Consider the following 21,250-nt stretch of genomic DNA (forward strand, 5'->3'; position numbering starts at 1 on the left):
TGGGAAAACGTGTTTTTCTATGCCCCCCGCCGCAGCCGGAAGGCCTCCAGCGAGACCACCCGCAGGGCGCGCAGGCGTTTTTTGATCAAAAACGAAAGCGCTTCGCGGGCCGTGCGATAAAGCGCCAGTTCCTCGCGGCTGAGCGGCGGGCCCAACGCCCCGCGCCGCTCCTCCCGCCCAAGGCCGAAAATCGCCGCCAGCGCCGCCGCCAAGGCCAAGGCCAACCAGAACCAGATCGCCCAGGCTCCGCCATCGCCGACCGGCGGCAGGGCCTGGCTTTCCACGCCGGGCAGCGACGCCGGCGGCCCCGACGCACGGAAGGCGCAGCCGCCGGTCAACGCGCCGCACAACGCGGCCGCCGCCAAGCCACACTTCACCAAATGACCGCACATCTTTTGGGTGATCCGCAAAGGAGATAAATTCATGTTGACAATCAACCATAACGGTTATAATTTTCAAGCGCCGACCCACCTAATATACGGGCCGCCCGCCATTGCATGAGCAGCGAAAGGAGATCGCAGATGAACACGCAAAACAGCCCGACGAGAGACCTGGTGCCCCGCTGGATGCGCGAGGTCAGCCAGGAACAACTGCCGGAAGTGTATCAGGAAATGGCCGAGGTCATCGGCGTGGAGCCCACCATGCGCCTGGCCCAGGTCTTTTCGGGCAACAGCGTCTACTTTCCCAAGCTGGACCGCTCGTTGCTGGAGCTGCGCAACCAGGCCATCCGCCGCGACTTCAACGGGGCCAACATCAAGGAATTGGCCCGCCGCTGGGGCCTGAGCGCCCGCCACGTGCGCCACATCGTCAACCCGCCGCGCCACGCCTGATCCGCCGCTTGCCGCTCCCGCCTCACGTCCGGGCGGGAGCCGTCTCGCCGAAAGCCCTCCCCGCCATATTTTCCCGCGCCGCCTTGGCGGGCCAGCCCCCGCCTCGCCGCTAAGCTGCCTCCAGAAACCACGGCCCGGCACGGGGCCACCGCCCGCGAATGGAGGCATGCGGTGAACAATCTGACCTTGCAACGCACTTTTTGGGCCGGCGCGGCCTGCGCCCTGGTCGGCCCGGCGGCCTGGCTCTGCGGCCTGGGCGCGGGGGCCCAGGCGCTGGCCGTGGCCGTGGGCGGCTTGGCGCTGATGGCCTTGGCTGCCAATCCGCCGGCGCGGCGCGGGCGCGGCCGTTGAACGACGACGGCCAGACCATGATCGCCGTGGAAAGCCTGCGCGGTCAACTGCGCCGGCTCGACACCGTGCTCAAGATGACCGTCGCCGAACAACGCCGCGTCAACGCCGAACTGACCGAAAAAATCAACCTTCAGGCCGCCAGGGGCGAGGCCTTCGACGCCCGCCTCGACCGCCTGGACAATCGCCTGGCCACCTACAGCGGCGGCTTGCTGGCCATCTGGCTGCTGATCCAGGCGGCGGACAAGTTGCTGAGGTGAAGCATGGACAAGACGTCGAGGCTCATCGCCAAAGGGCTCATCGAGGAAAAACGCGAACGCCTGGCCCGGATCGAGATCAAGGTCGAGAGGCTGATCAAGGACATCAACTATTACTTATATAACCTCGACGGCATCGAATCGATGCGCGTCGACCACGCCCAGCAGGCCATGGAGGAGCTGGTCGCCGCCGCCCGCGAGTACAAGGCCCTATCGGCCGAGCTGCGGGAGTTGCGCGCCTGATGGCCAGACGCCAAGCCCAAAGCCCCGCCGACCGCGCCAACGCCCGGCGCATGTATCTGGCCGGGGCCGACGTGACCCAGATCGCCGCCGCCCTGGAGGCCAGCCCGGCCCAGGTCGAGGCCTGGAAGGCCACCGGCGCCTGGAGCGCCCGCCGTCAACACCGCCTGGCCGACCCCAGGGGCGCGGCCCAGGCCCTGCGCGAGTTGCTGGGCCAACGCGTCGAGGAGTTGCTGGCCCACGACGCCCTCGACGCCGCCGCCGCCGACGAACTGGCCAAGATCGGCGCGGTGGTGGCCAAACTGGAAGGCTGCGGCTACGACCTCAAGGCCGCCGCCGTGGAGGTGGCCGAGCGCCTGGCCGATTTCGCCGCCGGCCGCGAAAGCGACGTCGCGCGCCTGGCCTGGCTGGCCGATCTGCTCGACGCCTTTTTCCTCGACCTGGCCCAGGGGGCCTGAGCGTGGCCGGGCGCATCAGCAGCTCCGGCTTTCGGGCCAGGGCCGCCGAGGTCGTGGGCCGGCTGCGCTTCGAGGTGGGGGCCTTTGGCCCCGAGGCCCCGGCCAAAGCGGAGCGCCTGGCCCGGGCCAAGGCTGATCCTTTCTACTTTTGCCAAAACTATCTGCCCCACTACTTCAGCCAGCCCTTCGCCGCCTTTCACCACGAGCTGATCGAGCTGATCGCCCCGCGCCACGCCGCCGCCGTCACCCCCGTGGCCGTGGCCGCGCCGCGCGGCTTTGCCAAGACCACCGTCGTCAGCTTCGGCTACGTGCTGCACCAGGCGCTGTTTGGCCTGCGGCGCTTCGTGGTGCTGGGCTCCGACACCGCCGACCTGGCCGGCGACCTGTGCAATTACATCCGCCTGGAGATGACCCACAACCCCCGCCTGCAACAGGACTTCGGCGCCCTGGCCAGCGTCCGCGGCGCGGCCGACGATTTCGTCACCGGGGCCGACACGCGCATCCTGGCCCGGGGCTCGGGCCAGCGCCTGCGCGGCCTCAAGCACGGCCGCCATCGCCCCGATCTGGTCATCCTCGACGACCTGGAAAACGACAAGAACGTCCAGAACCCGCGCCTGGTCCGCGAGAGCCTGGCCTGGGTTTTGGAGGCCGTCTATCCGGCCATCGACCCCGGCGGCAGCTTGTTGATCATCGGCACCATTTTGGCCCAGCGCTCGGCCCTGGCCACGATGATCCATTCGTCGCGCGCGCCCTGGCGCGACTTCACCCGGCGGCTCTACCGGGCCATCCAGGCCGACGGAACCAGCCTCTGGCCCCAGCGTCACCCGCTGGAAGACCTGCTGCGCCAAAAACAATTGATGGGCTCGCGGGCCTTTAACAAGGAAAAACAAAACGAACCCCGCGACGACGAGGGCATGTTTCAGGAGCGCTGGATCCGGCCCTACGCCCAGGCCGAACTGGCCGGCAAACGCCTGGCCGTGGCCGCCTTCCTCGACCCCTCGCTGGCCACCGGCGAGACCGGCGACTACAAGGCCCTGATCACCGTGGGCCTGGATCAGGCCCAGCAGGTCTTTTACGTGCTCGACGCCTTTATCCGCCGGTGCAGCCTGGACCAGTTGCTGCGCGCGGCCATCGCCCGCCACCGCCGCCACGGCTTTTTGCTCTTTGGCGTGGAGGACAACTTTTTTCAGCGCCTGCTGCTGGATGAACTGGCCCGGGCCGCCCGCCAAGAGGGCGTCAGCCTACCCTTGCGCGGGGTGACCCACCGCCTGGCCAAACAGACCCGCCTGGCCGGTCTGAGCCCGCTGGTCGAACGCGGGGCGCTGCGCTTTGTGCCCGAGCACTCCGATCAAGCGCTGTTGATCGAACAGCTTTTGCATTTCCCTTCCCCCGGCGTCCACGACGACGGCCCCGACGCCCTGGAAGGGGCGGTGGGCCTGTTGCGGAGCACGGGCCCCAATGTTTGGTGAGGTGAACATGAAACGTCTGTTAGCCAAATTGAGGCCGACCAAACGCCGCGCCCTGGATCTGCCGGCCAGGCCCGTGGGCCCGCCGCCGTTTTTGGGCGGGCGGGGCCTGGGCGGCCGGGCCAGGCAGTTGGCCGCCTATCAGGGCTGGGTCTACGCGGCGGTGTCGCTGATCGCCGGGCGGGTCAGTGGGGTGCGGCTGCGCCTCTACGCCAGCGCCGCCGGCGGGCGGATCGAGCTGGAAGAACATCCCCTGCTGGAGCTTTTGGCCCGGCCCAACCCGATCATGACCGGCCGCCAGTTTCGCTTCACGGTCATGAGCCATCTGGATCTGACGGGCATGGCCTTCGTGCTGATCGCCCGCGATCGCCTGGGCCGGCCCGGCCAGCTCTGGCCGCTGTGCCCGGCCGATCTGCTGGAGATCACCACCGGCGGCGACACCAGCCAGGCCATCGCCGGTTTTGTCTTCAGCGGGCCGGGCGGCAAGCGCCAGACCCATCGCCCCGAGGACATTCTCTATTTTCGCCATCCCAGCCCCACCAGCCTGATCTATGGGGCCAGCCCCATCGAGGCCATGGCCCACGCCTACGACATCGACACGGCCGTGCGCATCTATCAACGCAATTTCTTTCACAATTCGGCGCGGCCCGAGGTCGTGTTGCAGACCGATCAGCGCCTGACCGAGGATGAGGCCCGGCGCATCCTCACCCGCTGGAACCAAAAGCACCAGGGCCTGGAACACGCCTTCGAGCCGGCCATCCTCGACGCCGGCCTCAGCGCCCGGCCCCTGACCTACTCGGCCAAGGACATGGATTTCGTGGCCCTGGCCGGCTGGACCCAGGACAACATCCTGGCCGCCTATGGCGTGCCGGCCGGCAAGCTGGGCCTGGTCAAGGACGTCAACCGCGCCAACGCCCAAGGCATCGACATCACGTTTAATTCCGAATGCATCCAGCCCCGGCTGGCCCAGGTCGAAGACGTGCTCAACGCCTTTTTGTGCCCCCAGTTCGGCCCCGGCCTGACCTTGGCCCACGACAACCCCGTGCCCAGCGACCGCGCGCAGAACCACCTGGAAGCCATGCAGATGCTCGATCGCGGGGCCCTGACCATCAACGAGTTCCGCGCCAGCCTGGGTCGGCCTGCCGTGGCCTGGGGCGATCAGCCCGGCGGCGCGGCCCAGGGCCAAAGCGCCGAGGCGCTCAAGAAGGCCGCCGCGCGGGCCTGGCTGGGCTGGGCCGGACAGAGGCTGCGCGCCGCCTGGCCGGGCCTGGAAAGCCGCTTTCACGGCTGGTCGGCCGGGCGGGTGGCCGAGGAACTGCAACGCCGGCCCCAACTGCTGGAGGCCGCCGTCCCGCCCGGCGACGACGCGGCCGGCGCGCGGTTGAAGGCCGTTCTGGCCGGCTGCCTGGCCGAGGGCAAAACATTGGAGCAAACGCTCGAACTAATCGCCATCGTCACGGAAGGAACGAGCAAATGAAACTGGTGCACAAGACCCTGGACTGCCAACTGGGCCAACTCGACGATCAGGCGCGGACCTTCTGGGCCGTGGCCTCCACCGATCAGGTCGACCGCCAAGGCGACTCCATCGACGCCGCCGGCTGGGACTTCGCCAACTTCCTGAACAACCCCGTCATTGCCTGGGCCCACGACTACAATCAGCCGCCCGTGGCCAAGGCCTTGGAATTGCGCGTGGAAAACGGCCGGCTGCTCTTTTTGGCCCAGTTCCCCACCGCCGAGGAATACCCCTTCGCCGACACTGTCTGGCGGCTCTACAAGGGCGGCTACATGCGCGCCTTTTCGGTGGGCTTCGCGCCCTTGCAGAGCCGCGTGGAGTCGCGCGTCATCGAGGGTCGCGCCGTCGCCGGCAACCATTACTTAAAGCAAGAGCTTTATGAGATCTCCTGCGTAACCCTGCCCGCCAACCCCGAGGCCCTGGCGACCCTGGGCGGCCTCGTTCGCCAACCCTTGCCCACGCCGCGCGGCGCGGCCCGCAAAGCCCCGGTCGGCGGGCTCATCGACCGGCTGGTTACGGCCAGCCTGGCCCGCCGACTGGATAACTAAAGCATTCACTTTAACTTTGAGGAAACGACCATGACCGACAAGGAAATCATTGCCGGATTCGAACGGGCCACCGGCCTGGAGTTGGACGAACACAAGCTGGCCAGCATGGTGGACCGCCGCGTGCAGAAAGCCCTGGCCGCCGTGGAGGCAAAAAGCGTCAACTTTGGCGCCGCCGGCGGCAAGGCCAAGGTGGGCCTGAGCAACTTCTTGGGCGACGTGCGCCGCCTGGGCATGGGCAAGGCCCCGCGTTCGCTGAGCGCGGCCGAACTGGTGCGAGCGGTGGCCCCGGCCAGCCTGGCCAAGGATCTGCGCGAGGGGGCCACCAGCGCCGGCGGCTATCTGGCCCCGGCCGAACAGGGCGGTGAGGTGCTGAATTTGGTCAACAATTTCAGCGCGATCAAAGGCCTGTGCCGCGAGGTGCCCATGCGCTCGCACCAGATCACCTTCCCCACCGTCAGCGGCGGCTTGCAGGCCTATTGGGTTCCCGAGGCCACGGCCACCGAGGATCTGCTGCCCGACGGCGACAACCAGGCCAGTGGAGAAATCGTCCGTTCGGCCCCTGTTTTCGGCCAGTTGGCCATCACCAGCCACGTGCTGGCGGTCAAGGTGGTCGTCTCCAACCAACTTTTGGACGACGCCGACCCGGCCGTGGACCAAATCCTGGCCGGGCTCTTCGCCGAGACCATCGGCAACGCCTTTGACGTGGCCTGCCTGCGCGGCGCGGGCTCGGCCAGCGACCCCATCAGCGGCCTGGCCAGCCTGATCAGCACCAACGCCTTGAGCGTCGCCGGCTCGTTGGACTTTGACGACGTGGCCGCCCTGATCTTCAGCGTCTACGAAAACGCGCCCCATGCCGCCCAAGTCCCGGTGGTCGGCCACGCCAAGGCCGAAAAAGCGCTGATGAAACTCAAAGACACCACCGGCGACTACATCTATCGCCAGCCCGGCCAACCCCGCGCCGAGGGCGAGGCGCGGCCGCTGATCTGGGGCGAGCCCTTTGTGCGCGACGCCAACGTGCTGACCAACCTGGGCGACAGCCACGATCAGACGCGCCTGTTCGCCGGTGACTTCGCCGGTAGCGCCTTTGTCGGCGTGCGCCAAGGCCTGGTGATCAAAACCAACCCCTGGGCCGAGCCCTACTTCAGCTTCAACCAGACCTGCTTCCTGGCCGAGGTGCGCATGGGCTTCGCCGTCAGTGACGAAAAACGCTTCGCCATGCTGAGCGCCGTGCCCACGGCCTAGTCAAACGCCGGCCGGCCCGCCGCGCGCGGGTCGGCCCAACACGGGAGCCGATTGCCATGGCCCTTTCCGGCGACGCCCTCACCGGGCTGGAGGCCGTCAAAGCCTATCTGGCCAAGACCTCCGACGACGACGACACCCTCTTGGAGGGGCTCATCGAGGCGGTGAGCGCCCAATTCAACAGCTTCACCGGGCGCAAACTGCGCGCGCGCGATTATCACTACGACCCCACATCGCCGGCCCACGATCCGGCCGCCGCCGTGCTGGCCGGCTCGGGCTATGCCGAGCTAATTTTGCCGCAATATCCGGTTGTTGGCATCAGCGAGCTGTGGCTGGACAACGCGTTGCTCGCGCCTTCGGCCTATGCCGTCGACGCGGCCGCCGGCGTGCTGCGCCGCCTGAGCGGCGTCTTCGGCCGGGGCGTGGCCAACGTGCGCCTGGCCTACCGCGCCGGCCTGGAAGTGGTTCCGGCCGACCTGAGCCAGGCCGCCGTGGAGCAAACCGTGGTGCGCTATCAACAGTCCTACGCCGGCCAGGGCCGCCTGGGCCTGCTGGCCCGCACATTGGCCGACGGCTCGGTCTCCTACCGCGACGGCGAACTGCTGCCTCAGGCGCGGGCCGTGCTGGAACGCTACAAATCGCGGGGGTTGCTATGATTCGCGTCGAAGTGAGCGTGCTCGACGACTCGGCCATCCGCGAGCTGCCCCGGCAGCTGAATCTGGCCTCGCGGGACACATTGGAGCAAATACTCGAACAAGCCGCGCGGACCGCCGGCCGCAACCTGACCCCCGGCGGTTCGGGGCCCAACAGCCGTAGTGGGGCCCTGCGACGTTCGCTGGATTGGCGAATCTACAAGGACGGCGATGGCTATCGCGGCCAGTTTTATTCCACCTCGCCATACGCCGCCGTGCACGAACACGGCGCGGTCATCCAGGCCAAGCGCGCGGAATACCTTAAATTCCGCATACAGGGCCAGTGGGTGCAAAAACGCAGCGTGCGCATTCCGGCCCGGCCTTTCATGGCGCCTGCATTCGAGCGATCACTTGAATATGTCGAGGATCTGCTCTGGCGCAACCTGGAAAGGCGCGCCAAATGACCAGAAGCGCCATCATCACTGACATCGTGGCCTGTCTGCGGGCCATGGGCCCGGCTCACGGTCACTCCTTGGCCGCCCGCCAAGTGCTGCGCGGCATCCACCTGGCCAGCGAACTGAGCGAAAAACCGGCCCTGTGCCTGTTCAACGAAAAAGTGCAAACAGCCGATAGCACTAGCCAAAGCGCCGAACGCACCCTGGTGTTGCGCCTGTGGGGGGCGATCAACGCCAAGGGCGGCGACTATGGCCAGCTCGACGCCCTGGCCGCCTCATGCCTGCTGGCCTTGACCGATCCGACGCTGAACCCTCACGCCGCGCGCACCAGCCTGGGCGACATCGAGTTCTACGAAGGCGGTGCTGGCGACCCCCTGGGCCTTTTCGACATGGAGCTGCGGGTCTGCTACGAAACCCCGCTAGCCATACTTTAAAGTAAACACTTCAATATGTGAGGCAAACAATGAGCACCGGCAGAGAAATCAAGGCCGCATTCAAAAAAGCCGCCACCTGGGGCACGGCCGTGGCCTGCGCCCAGGCCGACGCCATCCTGATCACCAGCGAGAGCATAACGCGCAAGCGTGAGCAATTGCTGGATGATTCGGCCGGTCAGGCCTACATCGCCGCCGCCGACCAGGGCCTGATCACCTGCGGCGGCGAGCTACAGGCCTATCTGCGCTATCAGGGCCTGGAGGCGCTCTTGGCCATGGTCATGGGCCAGGCCGAGCCTCCCAGCCCCGCCGACGGCGACCTGTACGACCACAACCTGAGCCCGGCCGCCAACGTCGACGGCCTTTTCGGCACGTTGGCCATGCACAAGGGCGTTTCGGTCCACGAGTTCCCCGCGGTCAAGGTCGAAGGCTTCACCATCAGCGGCAAGGCCGGACAACCTTTGAGCATAAACTTTAATGTGCTCTGCGACGACCGCCGGATCAACACCACCGACGGCGTCAACAACAACGCCGCCTTCAGCGCCATCGGCGCGCCGCCGGCCGCCGGCCGCGTGCTCTTTCGCCAGGGGCGCTTCCTGCTCAACGACCGCGACGCCGAGGCCCTGGGCCCCGCCGACGAGATCAGGCCCAGCGGCTTCAGCCTTTCCTTCAAACGCAACCTGGCCGGCGATCACCTGGCCGGCGGCGGCGACGCCATCGCCGAGCCCATCGCCACCGGTTTTCCCGAGTTGAGCCTGGAGCTGGAGTTTCCCGTCTACACCAGCGACGTTTTTCTGCGCGACCTGGGCGCCGACACGCGCAAGAAAATGACCATCTCTTTCAGCGGAGCGGGCGGCCAGGCCATGACTTTCATCATGCCCCACGTCGCCCTGACCAACGCCGAGGCCAGCATCAACGGCGCTGGCAAGATCACCCACCCCATCGCGGCCACGTTGCTGGCCCCGGCCAGCGCGCCGGCCGGCATGAGCGGCCTGGGCGGGCCGTTGCACGTCGTCATCACCAACGACCGCGCCAGCGGCGCTTTGGCCTGAGCCACGGCCAGGCCACCAAAGATCAACCCCGGAGGGGCGCTGGGCCTCTCCGGGGTTGAAGCGTTTGCTCGAAGTACGCGCGGTTCAGCGAACCTGGGCCAACTGCGGCAGGCTGAAGGCGGCGCGCAACATCTGGGCGGCCACCTGGCGGGGATTGGTGTAGCGCACCTTACCGTGGACGGCCAGGGTGGCGATGGCGTAGGTGCGGCCGGTGAGTTGGTCGCGGCCATAGCCGGCGAACCATTGATAAAGCTCGGTGCGATCGGGCCCGCGGATAGTGCCGGTCTTGCCGCCCAGGTCCAGCCGGCGCAGCACCTTGTCGCGGCGGCTGTTGCCAAACTCGCGCCGCGCCGTGCCGCAGGTGACGGTGGCGTGCAGCAGGTCTTCCATATCGTTGCAGGTCTTGGGGCTGAGCACCGGCGGGCCGATGTCGGGCTGGCCGACGTAGAGCAGATCGCCTCTGGCGTCGGTGACCCTTTGCACCACGTAGGGCTGGGGCATGCGGCCGCCGTTGACAAAGGTGCTGACCATCAGCGCCGCGTGCAGGGCGCTGGTGGTGGTTTCGCGGTTGTAGCCCGAGGCCAGCTCGGCCACGGCGAAGGAGTCCTTGGGATTCAGGTTGAACAGGTGGCTGGGCTCGACGGGCAGTTCGAAGTCGAGCTGCTGCTCGAAGCCCAAGGCCTGGGCGTAGCGCGTGAGCAAACCGTGGCCCAGGCGAAAGACGCCCAAACGCCCGAAGACGGGGTTGTTGCTCTGGGCGAAGCTGTAGGACAGGGTGATCTGGTGGGCCCACTTGCGCAGCTTTTGCGCCACCTGATTGCGGTAGAGCGTGTGAGCGTGGCCCGAGTAGCTGACCTTGCTGTTGGGGGCCAGCGGCGTCTCCTCCAGGGTGGCGGCGGCGGTGACCAGCTTGAACAGCGAGGCGGCCGGCGGCTCGGCGTCGATGGCCTGGGAGGGATCGAGCCGGCCGGCCTCGCTGCCGGCCAGCACCAGCACGCGGCCGGTGTGGGCGTCGACCATGGCCACGGCCGTGCGGCGGCTCTTTTGCTTGGCCAGCATCTTTTCGGCCTGGGCCTGCATGCGGCGGTCGATGGTCGACTGCACGCGGATCAAGCCGTGGCGCGGATGATTGACGTAGACATGACCCACGCTGATCATGGCGGCGGCCTTGTTTTTCAAAAGCGGGGCCAGGTCGCTCTTGCCCAGGGTCGGCGCGGGGCGCGCCGCCACGGCCTCGACGGACTCGGCCCCGGCGGGCTGGAGCGTGGTCGGCGCGACCAACAACGCGGCCGCCAGGCAGACGGCCGTCAACGCTTTCGCCAGTGTCGCTTTCAATGTCTACTCCGCGGCTTTGATGGTTTGCTGTCCGCCCATGTAGGGCAAAAGCGCCTCGGGAATCTTCACCGAGCCGTCAGCCTGCTGATAATTTTCCAGGATAGCCACCAGCGCCCGGCCCACCGCCAGGCCCGATCCATTGAGCGTGTGGGCCAGGGTGGTCCCTTTGCGGCCCTTGTCCTTGAAGCGAATGCCCGCCCGCCGAGCCTGGAAGGCCTCGCAGTTGCTGCACGAACTGATCTCGCGGTAGCGGTTTTGGCCGGGCAGCCAGACCTCCAGGTCGTAGGTCTTGGCCGCCGAAAAGCCCAGATCGCCGGTGCAAAGGACGATCTTGCGATAGGGCAGGCCCAAAAGGCGCAAAATCGCCTCGGCGTGGCCGGTCAGCACCTCCAGGTTTTCGTAGCTGTCCTCGGGCCGGCAGATGCGCACCAACTCCACTTTGTCGAACTGATGCAGGCGGATCAAGCCGCGCACGTCTTTGCCGTGGCTGCCGGCCTCGGCCCGGAAGCAGGGCGTGTAGGCCGTGTAGCACAAGGGCAGCTTGTCGCCGTCGAGAACCTCGTCCATGTGCAGGTTGGTCAGAGGCACCTCGGCGGTGGGGATCAACCAATAGTCCGCGCCCTCCACCTTGAAGGAGTCCTCGGCGAACTTGGGCAACTGGCCGGTGCCGGTCAGCGCCCGGGTGTTGACCATCAGCGGCGGCAAAATCTCGGTGTAACCGTGGGCGGTCGTGTGGGTGTCTAGCATCAGGCCGATCAGCGCCCGCTCCAGACGCGCGCCGGCCCCCTTCATCACCGCGAAACGCGATCCGGCCATGCGCACGGCCCGCTCGAAGTCGATGATGTCCAGGTTCACGCCGATGTCCCAGTGGTTGAGCGGCTCGAAATCAAAAACAGGCGGCTGGCCCCAGACCGAGACGACGGGGTTGTCCTCCTCGCCCTTGCCCACGGGCGTGCTCTGGTGGGGCAGGTTGGGGATGGTCAGCATCAACTGGCCCAGCTCCTGCTCGACCTGGGCCAACTCGGCCTCCAGATCCTTGATGCGCGCGCCCACGTCTTTCATTTGTTCGAAAAGGCCGGAGGCGTCCTCGCCGGCCTTTTTCAGGCGCGCCACCTGGGCGCTGACGTCGTTGCGCGTCGAGCGCAGGCTCTCCAGCTCGGGCAGAACCTGGCGACGGCGCTCGTCGAGGCGGCCATAGGTCTCCAGGTCGACCTTGCCGTTGCGCTGGGCAATGGATCTTTGCACCAAGTCGAAATTTTCGCGGACGAATTTGAGATCCAGCACCGGCCGGCTCCTTGTTGGCTGCGGGGGCCGCCACGCCTCGACCAAAAGAAGGCGCGGGCTTGGCCTTTGCGCAGAGCGTAGCATAATCGAGAATGCGTGTCAAACCGCCCAGTTGGCTTGGGCAATGATTTTTTTGGGCGGGCCAGGTGGTTTCGGTCCGAACCAAGTCAGGCTTTACTACAAACTACCGCCCTTGTCCACCGTCGGCGGCCCAAAATCAGCGCCGTCCGCCGGAGGCCTTTTTGGGCTCCTTGACCCAGACGGTGGTGCGATTGCGACCGGCGGCCTTGGATTGATACATGGCCAGATCGGCCCGGCGGATGACTTCCTCAATGGAGGGTTCGTCACCGGGATTGAAGCTGGCCACGCCCAGGCTGATAGTGAGCTTTATTTGTTTTTCGTTATATATAACAGTAAGTTCTCCGACCTTTCGCCGGATCTTCTCGGCCAGCTTGAAGGCCTGATCCTGCTGGCAACGGGGCAAGAGCACGGCGAACTCCTCGCCGCCGATGCGCGCGCAGGTGTCGCTGGAGCGGATGTTTTCGACGATCACCCTGGCCAGGGCCCGCAGCACCTCGTCACCGGCCTGGTGGCCGTGGGTGTCGTTGACGTTCTTGAAATGATCGGCGTCGAGCAGGAGCATCGACAAAGGGTAGTGCAGGTAACGGGCCACGCGCAGCTCGTGCTCGAGGGTGTCGACGAAGTGGCGGCGCGTGAACAGGCCCGTCAGGCCGTCGGTAGAGGCCATGTGGCTCAGGCGCAACGAATTGACCGCCACGCCCAGTTGCTCGTCGGCGATGGCCAGAATACGCGTGTCGTCGGCCGAGAATTCCGGCGCGCCGTTTTCGCGGCCCAGGCCCCACAGGCCCACGATCTTGCGGCGCGAATGGATCGCCCGCAACACCGTGGGGCCATAGTAGCCGGGCAGCGGCATGCCCACCAGCGATTTCAACCTGCCGTGATCGCTGGATAACTGGTCCATGGCCTTTTCCAGGCCCTCGGGGTTGACGCCCCTGATCACCCGCCAGCTCTTGACCATCGCCTCGCTGAGGTTCAGACGGCTGATCATGCGCAGGCGGCGGGTTTCCTCGTCGAGCAGATAGATGAAGCCATAGGTGGCCCCCAACTCGTCGGCCACCACCCGCAGCATGGCCTCGGCCATCTCGTCTGGCCCGGCGGAGCCGTTGAGCACCCTGGTCAGTTGGCCCAGGACGGTCAGCTCGCGCAGGCGGCGCTCCAACTCGGCGGCCTTGCCTTCCAGGGCACGGAACAGTTTGAAATTGTTGATCAACGCGCCGACCATGGCCGCGGCCGTCTCCAGCAGGGCCAACTCGCCCTCGCTCATCACCTCGCCGGAAAGCCCGGCGTGATCGACGGCGATGACGCCCAGCATCTCTTGGTCGGCGTAGAGCGGGGCCAGGGCCACCTCACCGCCGCGCAACATGGCGCGGGCCGCCGGCGGAAAAAAAGTGTTGTGCTCGGGCGAGACGGGCAAGGCCCGGCCCAGGGCGAAAAGCTCGTATTCGGGGGTCTGGCCGTCGAGCGCCGGCGGTTGATCGGCAAGGGCCCGCCGCAGGCGCGTGGCGTCGCCGCCGGGCCAACTCAGGGCCCGCAACATCAGCCGGCCGTCGTGCTCCAGGATGAAAAGCATGGCCCGCTCGAAGGGCAGGCGCTGGCACAAAAAGTTGGTCACGCTCTCGAAAAGCTCGTGTTCGTCGGCGTAATCGGCCACCTGGAACTTGGCGGCGAAACTCAACAGCGGCCCCAGGTGGCTGGCGGCGTCCACGCCCCATTGGCCCAGCCCACAGATGTCGGGGCCGTTTTCGAGCAGGCGCTGGGCCAGGGGCAGGGCGGCGGCCAGGGCCGCGGCCAGGTTGCGGCGCGGCAGCAGCAGATGGGTGAAGCTCTGGCCCACGTTCAGGGCCTGGGTCAGGCTCACCTCGGCGCGGGGCTCCAACACCACCGCCCGGCCCAGGGCCAGCAAGCCGGCCAACTCGCGGCGCTGTTGCTGGCCCGGCTCGTCGAGCAGCAACAAGCCGCCGCCCCGGGCCAGAAACTCCTCCAACCCGGCGCGGTCGGCCCGCAGGCGCGCCAAGCGCAGGCCCGCCGCCTCCGCCGCCCGGTGCAGCCCGGCCGAAAGCCTGGGCCGGGCGCTCCACACATGCAGCACGTCTTTTTGGCTCAACCGCCACTCCAGCGGACCGGCCGTCGCCTGGCCCGTCGCACGCGTGGCCGGGCCGGCCACGGGCGCGCTTTTTCGTGCATGATACGCAAAAATGGTATCATAAATCATCTTACTCCGCGTCGATGTGCTAATGGCGCGATTTATCAGCTGGCGGCTCGACTTGGCCGCCGGGCGGCGACCGCGAGGCTCCTTGGCCGATCAACTGGACAACAAAACCCGCGAGGAACTGCTGGTCCTGGCCCGCGAACAGCAGGCCGCCCTGGCCACCTACAAGGAAACCCTGGCCCGCATTTATCAGGAGTTCGACGCCAAGATCGAGGAGCTTTCGCTCATCCGCTGGGTCAGCGACGTGCTGCGCCAGGCCGAGGATCTGCGCGGTCTGGGCCTGGGCCTGGTGGAGGTGGTCATCAGCGAGCTGCCGGCCGATTTCGCCTGCCTGCTGCTCACCGACCCCGAGATGACCCGCCTGGAGCCCCTGGCCGTTTTCGACCGCGCCGCCGAAAGCCCGTCGATCATCGAGGAGCCCACGCCAGGCCAATGCCTGACCCTGGGCGAAGGGCCCCTGGGCGAGGCTGTCGGCGAGGGGCGCATCCTGCTGCTGTCCCCCACCGACCACTCGCCGCCGGCCGGCCAATGGCCCGAAATCCTGCCGCCGGGCGCGGCCTCGCTGATCGCCTTGCCGCTGATCGCCCGCCAGCAGATTCTGGGCGCGATCATCCTGTGCAGCCAGAGCCCCGGCGCCTTCAGCGAGGATCACGCCAGGGCCCTGACCATCCTCTGCGACCACGCCGCCGCCGCCCTGGCCAACGCCCGGCTCATCGATCAACTGGGCGAGATCAACGAACGCCTCTTGGCCAGCGAACTGGAGGCCCACCAGGCCCGCGAGTATCTGCAACAAGTCCTCGACACCGCCTCCGATCTGATCATCATCTCCGACGCCGAAGGCCGCGTCACCTACGCCAACCAGGCCGCCTCGTCGTTTGGCCTCCAGCGCCAGGCCCTGGTCGGCCGACCCCTGGCCCCGCTGTTTTTGGAGCGGGCCCGCGCCGCGGCCATGCTGGGCCTTGGCGCGCCGCTCAGCGAGGAACTGGAGCTGCAAGCCCCCGGCGGCCACGGCTTTTCGGTGCTGGTGAGCACCACGCCCCTGCCCGACACCGGCGAGGTGCTGGCCATCGTCCGCGACGTCACGCGGCGCAAGGCCCTGGAGCGCCAGCTCATGCACGCCGAAAAACTGGCCTCGGTGGGCATCCTGGCCGCCGGCGTGGCCCACGAGATCGGCAACCCCCTGGCGGCCATCGGCGGCTACGCCCAGTTGCTCGACAGCGACGACACCACCCCGGCTGAACGCCGCGAGTTCGCCGGGGCCATCGCCGAGCAGACCGAGCGCATCAACCGCATCATCCGCGAGCTGCTGGATTATTCGCGGCCCAGCCAATACCTGGGCCAGCCCGTGGACGTCAATCAGGCCATCGAGGCCGTGCTGAACATGTTTTTCACCTCCAAGCGCCTCAGCCAGGACAACCTCTCCATCCAACGCGACCTGGCCCGCAACCTGCCCAAGGTCAGCCTGGACCGCGACCAGCTCCAGCAGGTCGTGCTCAACATGGTCATCAACGCCGCCCAGGCCATGGCCGGCGGCGGTCAACTGACCATCAGCACCCGCGAGCAGGCCGGCTGGCTGCGCATGGAGTTCGCCGACACCGGCCCCGGCATCGGCCCCGACAAGCTGCCCCTGATCTTCGACCCCTTTTTCACCACCAAGCCGCCGGGCCAAGGCACGGGCCTGGGGCTCTCCATCTGTGATAGAATCATCAGCGCCGGCGGCGGCCGCATCGAGGTGGCCAGCGCCCTGGGCAAGGGAACCACCTTCACCGTGCTCCTGCCGCCGGCCCAGGCCGAGGACCAGGCATGAAGCCTTGGCAAAAAGACCTGCTGCTGACCATGGCCGCCATGGCCATCCTCAGCGCGGCCATCTGGATTCTGAAAGGACTCGGGGCGCCATGAGCCAGCCCAGCGAAACCGCCTTGGGCCCGGTGCGCTTTCTGCCCGGGCCCAACAAGGGCAAATACCCCAGCTGCCATTCCATCTATATAGATGGCGCCGGCGTGCTCATCGACCCGGCCTCCGATCGCCGCCGCCTGGCCGAACTGGCCGCCGGGCCGGGCGTGGGCCATGTCTGGCTCAGCCACTGGCACGAAGACCACATGACCCACCTGGATCTATTCGAGGACGCGGCGCTTTTTGTCCACCAGGCCGACGCCCCGCCCCTGGCCGACATCGAGACCTTTCTCGACTGGTACGACATGGAAGGCGATTATCGCCAAATCTGGCGGGCGATGATGGAAAAGGACTTTCACTATCGGCCCCGCCGGCCGGCCGGTTGGCTGGAAGACGGCCAGGTCATCGACCTGGGCGTGGTCACGGTGGAGGTCATCGCCGCGCCCGGCCACACGCCGGGCCACCTGGCGCTGTTTTTCCGCGAGCCGGCCGTGCTGTTTCTGGCCGACTACGACCTGACGCCCTTTGGCCCCTGGTACGGCGACCGTCACTCCAGCATCGCCCAGACCGAAGACTCGGTGCGCCGCCTGCGCCAGTTGCCGGCCCAGGCCTGGGTCGCCTGTCACGGTCAGGGCCTGTTCACCACCCAGCCCGGCCGGCTGTGGGACGACTACCTGGCCGTCATCGAACGCCGCCGCCAGGCCCTGCGCGGGTTGCTGACCAAGCCGCGGACCATCGACGAGGTCGTCGCCGCGCGCATCGTCTATCAACAGGCCAAAATGCCAAAGGAGTTCATCGACTTCGGCGAAAAAGCCATCATGGGCAAGCACCTGGGGGAGTTGCTGGCCACGGGCGAGGCCGTCTTCGAAAACAACGCCTATCGCCTGAGTTGAGGAAGGACGCTCCCCTTGACCAAACAAGCCGTCGCCGACCCGGCCAGCCGCGGCCAGGCCCTGACCTGGGCCGGTGAGTTCGCCGACCCGGCCTGGGAACTGGCCTACCAAGAGCACTCCTGGCCGGAGCTTTCGCGCTTGATCCGCCTGAGCGCCATGATCGGCGGGATCATGTTTTTCGCGGCCGGCGTGGTCGACTATTTGGCCATGGGCCCGGGCCGGGCCTTTCTGCTCTGCCAGGCCGCGCGCCTGGCCAGTCTGGCCGTGGCCATGCTGCCCTGGGCCATGGCCCGGCGGCCGGCCTATTCGCCCAACATATCCTGGGCCGTGCTGGCCATGGAGCTCGGCTTCGGGCTGACGCTGGCGCTGGTGGTCGGCCACAAGACCGCCGGGCCGGGCACCATGCCGTCGACGATGATCATCATGGTGGTGGTCTTTTACGTCATCCCGCCGGTGCGGCTGGCGGCCTTGACCTTGGGCGGGGTGGTGGTCAGCGCGCTGTGCCTGGCGACCTTGGGGCTGACCAACCACGGCGTCGATTTCAAATATATCCTCAACACCGCCTTGCTGATGGTCCTGGTCAACATGTTCGGCGTGCTGCTGGTCGGCCGCCAGAACGCCCTGCGCCGGCGTTCGTTCGAGCAGATGCGCCGCTTGGCCGACGCCGAGGGCAAATATCGCCTGGTGGTGGAAAACGCCGTGGAGGGCATCGTCGTCGTCGATGAAGACCGCGTGCTCTACGTCAACCCCTGGGTGGAGCACGTCACCGGCCTGCCCCGCGAGCGCCTGATCGGCCGGCCTTTCACCGCCGTGATCGACCCCGACGACCGCCAAAGCGTGGCCGGCTCCCACGCGCGGCGCATGGCCGAGAGCCGCGCCTACGGCGCCAAGCGCTTTCGCGTCGGCGCGGTGGACGGCCGGCTGGCCTGGGTCGAGGCCACGGGCGTGTTCGTGCAGTGGGAGGGCCGGCCGGCGGCGCTCTATTTTCTCTCCGACATCACCGACCGCCTGCTGGCCGAGGAACAGGAGCGCCTGAACCAGAAGGTCGAGGCGGCCATCCAGACCGCCGGCGCGGCCTGCCACGAGCTGAACCAGCCCCTGCAAACGGTGCTGATGCAGGCCGAGTTGATCATGCTGGCCCTGGACGACTCCCACCCCCTGCATGGCCGCATGAGTCGCATCATCGAGGCGGCCAACCAGATGGCCCGCGTCACTCAGCGGCTCAACCGCATCACCAGCTTTCACACCAAGGTCTACATCGGCCGCGAGATGATCCTGGACCTGGAGCGTTCCACGGCCGAACAACCGGCCGCGGGCGCGCCCCCCGCGCCACCGGAGGCAGCCACATGAGCCAAAACCAAACCCAACGCCCCGCCGCCAACAAGGGCCATGTGCTGGTGGTCGACGACGAACAGCACGTGCGCCGCGTGCTGGAGGTGATGCTTCAGCGCCAGGGCTACGGCGTCGAGACCGCCGGCGGCGGCGGCGAGGCCCTGGAAAAATTCGCCGCCGACGTCTTCGACGTGGTCATCCTCGACCTGAAAATGCCCGACATCGACGGCATCACCGTCCTCGGCCACCTGCGCCAGCTCGACCCCGACCAGACCGTGATCATGATCACCGCCTACGCCAGCGTCGACACCGCCCTGGCGGCCATGAAGCAGGGGGCCTTCGACTACGTCGGCAAGCCCTTCAAGGAAGACGAAATCCTCCTGGTGCTGGAAAAGGCCATGGAGCGCCGGCGCATCATCGCCGACAACCGCCGCCTGCGCTCGGAGGTGGCCAGCCGCTATGATTTCGGCAACATCATCGGCGCGGGGCCGGCCATGCAAAAGGTCTTCGCCGTGCTGCGCAAGGTGGCCGGCACCATGGCCACGGTGCTGATCAGCGGCGAAAGCGGCACGGGCAAGGAATTGGTGGCCCGGGCCATCCACTACAACTCGCCCCGGGGCCAGCGGCCCTTTGTCGCCGTCAACTGCGCGGCCATCCCGGCCACGCTCATCGAAAGCGAGCTTTTCGGCGCGGCCAAGGGGGCCTACACCGGGGCCGACCGCTCGCGGCAGGGCCTCTTCGAGGAGGCCGACGGCTCCAGCCTGTTTCTGGACGAGATCGGCGAACTGCCCCTGGACGTGCAGGCCAAGCTGCTGCGCGCCCTGCAAGAGGGCGAGATCAGGCGCGTGGGCGAGAGCGCCCCGCGCAAGGTCGACATCCGCATCATCGCCGCCACCAACCGCGACCTGGCCGCCGAAGCCCAGAGCGGCGGCTTTCGCCAAGACCTGTTCTATCGCCTCAGCGTCATCCCCATCCACCTGCCGCCCCTGCGCCAGCGCCCCGAGGACGTGCCGCTTCTGGCCCGGCACTTCCTCGACAAGGCCGCCGCCCGCCACGGCCTGGGCCAAAAGCGCCTGGACGCCAGGGCCCTGGAGATCCTGGCCGCCGCCGAGCTGCCCGGCAACGTCCGCGAGTTGGAAAACATCATCGAGCAGGCCGTGGTCATGTCCGACGGGCCGCTGATCGGCCCCGACGACCTGCCGGCCAGCCTGACCGCCCAGGCCGGCGGCCTGCGCGTCAGCGTGCCGCCCGATGAGTTCGACCTGAAAAAAGTCTTGAAGCTCGTCTGCGCCCAAGCCGAAAAGCAAGTCATAGGCCGGGCCTTGGAGGCCTGTCAGGGCAACCGCACCAGGGCCTCCCAGATGCTGGGCCTGTCGCGGCGGGCGCTGATCACCAAGATCCAGGATCTGGGCCTGTAACGGTCCCGCCGAGTGGGCTGGTGCGCATCTTGGCGCGCAAGCCGTGAAGCGGCGTGCGCACTTTTGCTAACATTACGCCATCACTGACAATATTTGCGTCAAACCCTCGACGGTCCCGCCGCCTGGGCCGAAACTTCTGGCTGCCCGGCCCCGCAAGCGCGTAGCGCCGTGCGCGGCCTTTCGTCAAAATCTCCCGCGCGCCTAATAAATTATCTTGTAATTATCGATGCTTATCCGCCAGCGCCTCTTTGGCCCGGCCCTTGCAATCGCCTTGGTCGCACACCCGACCTGGCCCCGCATGGGCCGGAAAAGAGGCGGCGACATGGCCCTGGCTCCCGAGATAATCGAATCCTACGCCCAGTTGGACCTGCGGCCGGGGGCCACCACCCTGGACCAGGCCCGCCAGGCCTATCACCGCCTGGCCAAGGCCCTGCACCCCGACCTGCACCCCGGCGCGCTGGGCGTGATGATGGCCAAGGTCAACCGCGCCTACAAAAAAGTCTTGGAGCACCTGGCCCAGGAAGAACAACGCCGCGCCGCCGGGCCGGATTGGCGGCGCTTTGATCTGGAAGACTTCATCGGCGGCGACATCCTGCGCCAGCGCGCCGCCCAGCGCCAAGCCGACGCCCGGCCCACCCCGGACCAATCGCGGCCCCAGCCGCCCCGCTCGCCCCAGGCCCCGCCCACTAGCGCGCCGACGCCCTTCATCACCTTCGGTCCAAACCGCGCCGCCAGCCCGGCTCGGGTCGCCGGCCCGGCTCGGGCCGCCCAGGCTGCTGGCCGGCCGGCCGATTGCTGCCGGCTGCAAAGCGCCCACCAGCAAGGCGACGAGACGGTTTATCGTCTGCTGACCCAGGGCGACCCGGCGGGCGTGGAACTGCCGCTGCGCATGACATTGACCTGCCCGGTCTGCCTGGGCGGCGGCCTACGCCACGGCGACGGGGCCGGCCAGGTCTGCCCGGCCTGTGGCGGCCGGGGGCGCATCACCCGTTCGGACATGGTTTGGATCGACCTGCCCGCCCGCCTGACCCACGGCCAGCGTTTGCCGGTGGATCTGGCCGGCGGCCGGCGGATCTGGCTGGAGATTCTGCGGGCCAGCCGTGGCGGTGAGGCGTGAGCGCCGGACGCATCGGCGGCCTCGGGCGCGGCGGCTGGTTGGCCGCCCGGCCCAGCCGGGCCAAACGCGACCGTAGCCACGACGCCCCGCCCCTGGGCCCCCTGGCCGACGACGAGCCCCAGCCGCGCATCCTGCCCGGCTATCAGCCGCCGGGCCAGGCCCCGGCCCAGCTCACGCCGCGCGGCTTTTTTCTCGACCGCTACGTGTATTAGCGCCGCG

Annotated in this window: 23 protein-coding genes; 19 read left to right on the forward strand and 4 right to left on the reverse strand. The window is 67.6% G+C overall.

Going from position 1 to position 21,250, the window contains the following annotated elements:
* Positions 1 to 17: 17 nt before the first annotated feature.
* Complete coding sequence (locus DEBA_RS16360) at positions 18 to 377, reverse strand: hypothetical protein (protein WP_148227893.1); 360 nt, start codon at positions 375 to 377, stop codon at positions 18 to 20.
* Between the two features lie 144 nt (positions 378 to 521).
* On the opposite strand from DEBA_RS16360, the gene DEBA_RS16365 reads away from it, so the two are divergent.
* The 13 genes from DEBA_RS16365 (at position 522) to DEBA_RS16425 (ending at position 9,469) form a co-directional block, all read left to right on the forward strand.
* Entirely contained in the window at positions 522 to 830 is a 309-nt protein-coding gene (locus tag DEBA_RS16365; protein ID WP_013260064.1) for a Mor transcription activator family protein, read from the forward strand.
* A gap of 171 nt (positions 831 to 1,001) precedes the next feature.
* Positions 1,002 to 1,181: a hypothetical protein gene (locus DEBA_RS16370; protein ID WP_013260065.1), complete on the forward strand. Its 180-nt coding sequence runs from the start codon at positions 1,002 to 1,004 to the stop codon at positions 1,179 to 1,181.
* Positions 1,178 to 1,438, forward strand: coding sequence for a hypothetical protein (locus tag DEBA_RS16375; protein WP_013260066.1), 261 nt, complete (start codon positions 1,178 to 1,180; stop codon positions 1,436 to 1,438). The genes DEBA_RS16370 and DEBA_RS16375 overlap by 4 nt, the downstream gene beginning before the upstream one ends.
* A gap of 3 nt (positions 1,439 to 1,441) precedes the next feature.
* Positions 1,442 to 1,678: a hypothetical protein gene (locus DEBA_RS16380; protein ID WP_013260067.1), complete on the forward strand. Its 237-nt coding sequence runs from the start codon at positions 1,442 to 1,444 to the stop codon at positions 1,676 to 1,678.
* The gene (locus DEBA_RS16385; RefSeq protein ID WP_013260068.1) at positions 1,678 to 2,133 is read left to right on the forward strand and encodes a catalase/peroxidase HPI; all 456 of its coding nucleotides are present in this window, start codon (positions 1,678 to 1,680) and stop codon (positions 2,131 to 2,133) included. The genes DEBA_RS16380 and DEBA_RS16385 overlap by 1 nt, the downstream gene beginning before the upstream one ends.
* Positions 2,134 to 2,135: 2 nt before the next feature.
* A complete protein-coding gene (terL, locus tag DEBA_RS16390) occupies positions 2,136 to 3,602 on the forward strand; it encodes a phage terminase large subunit (protein WP_013260069.1) in 1,467 nt (488 codons plus the stop codon).
* Between the two features lie 7 nt (positions 3,603 to 3,609).
* Positions 3,610 to 5,076 carry a phage portal protein gene (locus tag DEBA_RS16395; RefSeq protein WP_013260070.1) on the forward strand — a complete coding sequence of 489 codons (1,467 nt, stop codon included), beginning with the start codon at positions 3,610 to 3,612 and terminating at the stop codon, positions 5,074 to 5,076.
* Complete coding sequence (locus DEBA_RS16400; protein ID WP_013260071.1) at positions 5,073 to 5,660, forward strand: HK97 family phage prohead protease; 588 nt, start codon at positions 5,073 to 5,075, stop codon at positions 5,658 to 5,660. The genes DEBA_RS16395 and DEBA_RS16400 overlap by 4 nt, the downstream gene beginning before the upstream one ends.
* 30 nt (positions 5,661 to 5,690) lie before the next feature.
* A complete protein-coding gene (locus tag DEBA_RS16405) occupies positions 5,691 to 6,902 on the forward strand; it encodes a phage major capsid protein (RefSeq protein ID WP_013260072.1) in 1,212 nt (403 codons plus the stop codon).
* A gap of 56 nt (positions 6,903 to 6,958) precedes the next feature.
* The gene (locus tag DEBA_RS16410) at positions 6,959 to 7,555 is read left to right on the forward strand and encodes a head-tail connector protein (RefSeq protein WP_013260073.1); all 597 of its coding nucleotides are present in this window, start codon (positions 6,959 to 6,961) and stop codon (positions 7,553 to 7,555) included.
* Positions 7,552 to 7,995 carry an HK97 gp10 family phage protein gene (locus tag DEBA_RS17510; RefSeq protein WP_013260074.1) on the forward strand — a complete coding sequence of 148 codons (444 nt, stop codon included), beginning with the start codon at positions 7,552 to 7,554 and terminating at the stop codon, positions 7,993 to 7,995. The genes DEBA_RS16410 and DEBA_RS17510 overlap by 4 nt, the downstream gene beginning before the upstream one ends.
* Entirely contained in the window at positions 7,992 to 8,420 is a 429-nt protein-coding gene (locus DEBA_RS16420) for a hypothetical protein (RefSeq protein ID WP_013260075.1), read from the forward strand. The genes DEBA_RS17510 and DEBA_RS16420 overlap by 4 nt, the downstream gene beginning before the upstream one ends.
* Before the next feature lie 29 nt (positions 8,421 to 8,449).
* Complete coding sequence (locus DEBA_RS16425) at positions 8,450 to 9,469, forward strand: phage tail tube protein (protein ID WP_013260076.1); 1,020 nt, start codon at positions 8,450 to 8,452, stop codon at positions 9,467 to 9,469.
* Between the two features lie 84 nt (positions 9,470 to 9,553).
* Here DEBA_RS16425 and DEBA_RS16430 read toward each other — a convergent pair whose 3' ends face one another.
* From DEBA_RS16430 to DEBA_RS17515, 3 genes are all read right to left on the reverse strand, one after another.
* Positions 9,554 to 10,804, reverse strand: coding sequence for a penicillin-binding transpeptidase domain-containing protein (locus DEBA_RS16430; protein ID WP_013260077.1), 1,251 nt, complete (start codon positions 10,802 to 10,804; stop codon positions 9,554 to 9,556).
* A gap of 3 nt (positions 10,805 to 10,807) precedes the next feature.
* Positions 10,808 to 12,088 (reverse strand): serine--tRNA ligase, encoded by a 1,281-nt coding sequence (gene serS / locus DEBA_RS16435; protein WP_013260078.1) that lies wholly within the window; start codon positions 12,086 to 12,088, stop codon positions 10,808 to 10,810.
* Positions 12,089 to 12,305: 217 nt separating this feature from the next.
* The gene (locus DEBA_RS17515) at positions 12,306 to 14,273 is read right to left on the reverse strand and encodes a sensor domain-containing diguanylate cyclase (protein ID WP_148227894.1); all 1,968 of its coding nucleotides are present in this window, start codon (positions 14,271 to 14,273) and stop codon (positions 12,306 to 12,308) included.
* A 130-nt stretch (positions 14,274 to 14,403) separates the two neighbouring features.
* Between DEBA_RS17515 and DEBA_RS16445 the strand changes: the two genes are divergently transcribed.
* The 6 genes from DEBA_RS16445 (at position 14,404) to DEBA_RS16470 (ending at position 21,243) form a co-directional block, all read left to right on the forward strand.
* Complete coding sequence (locus DEBA_RS16445; RefSeq protein WP_043814742.1) at positions 14,404 to 16,185, forward strand: ATP-binding protein; 1,782 nt, start codon at positions 14,404 to 14,406, stop codon at positions 16,183 to 16,185.
* A gap of 88 nt (positions 16,186 to 16,273) precedes the next feature.
* On the forward strand, positions 16,274 to 17,164 hold the full coding sequence (locus tag DEBA_RS16450) for an MBL fold metallo-hydrolase (RefSeq protein WP_013260082.1): 891 nt from the start codon (positions 16,274 to 16,276) through the stop codon (positions 17,162 to 17,164).
* 15 nt (positions 17,165 to 17,179) lie between these two features.
* Complete coding sequence (locus DEBA_RS16455; RefSeq protein ID WP_013260083.1) at positions 17,180 to 18,514, forward strand: PAS domain S-box protein; 1,335 nt, start codon at positions 17,180 to 17,182, stop codon at positions 18,512 to 18,514.
* Positions 18,511 to 19,914, forward strand: coding sequence for a sigma-54-dependent transcriptional regulator (locus DEBA_RS16460; protein ID WP_013260084.1), 1,404 nt, complete (start codon positions 18,511 to 18,513; stop codon positions 19,912 to 19,914). The genes DEBA_RS16455 and DEBA_RS16460 overlap by 4 nt, the downstream gene beginning before the upstream one ends.
* A gap of 322 nt (positions 19,915 to 20,236) precedes the next feature.
* The gene (locus tag DEBA_RS16465) at positions 20,237 to 21,031 is read left to right on the forward strand and encodes a J domain-containing protein (RefSeq protein WP_013260085.1); all 795 of its coding nucleotides are present in this window, start codon (positions 20,237 to 20,239) and stop codon (positions 21,029 to 21,031) included.
* Positions 21,028 to 21,243: a hypothetical protein gene (locus DEBA_RS16470; protein WP_013260086.1), complete on the forward strand. Its 216-nt coding sequence runs from the start codon at positions 21,028 to 21,030 to the stop codon at positions 21,241 to 21,243. Before DEBA_RS16465 ends, DEBA_RS16470 begins: the two co-directional genes overlap by 4 nt.
* Positions 21,244 to 21,250 lie beyond the last annotated feature (7 nt).

Source organism: Desulfarculus baarsii DSM 2075 (genome assembly GCF_000143965.1).
Taxonomy (GTDB): Bacteria; Desulfobacterota; Desulfarculia; order Desulfarculales; family Desulfarculaceae; genus Desulfarculus; species Desulfarculus baarsii.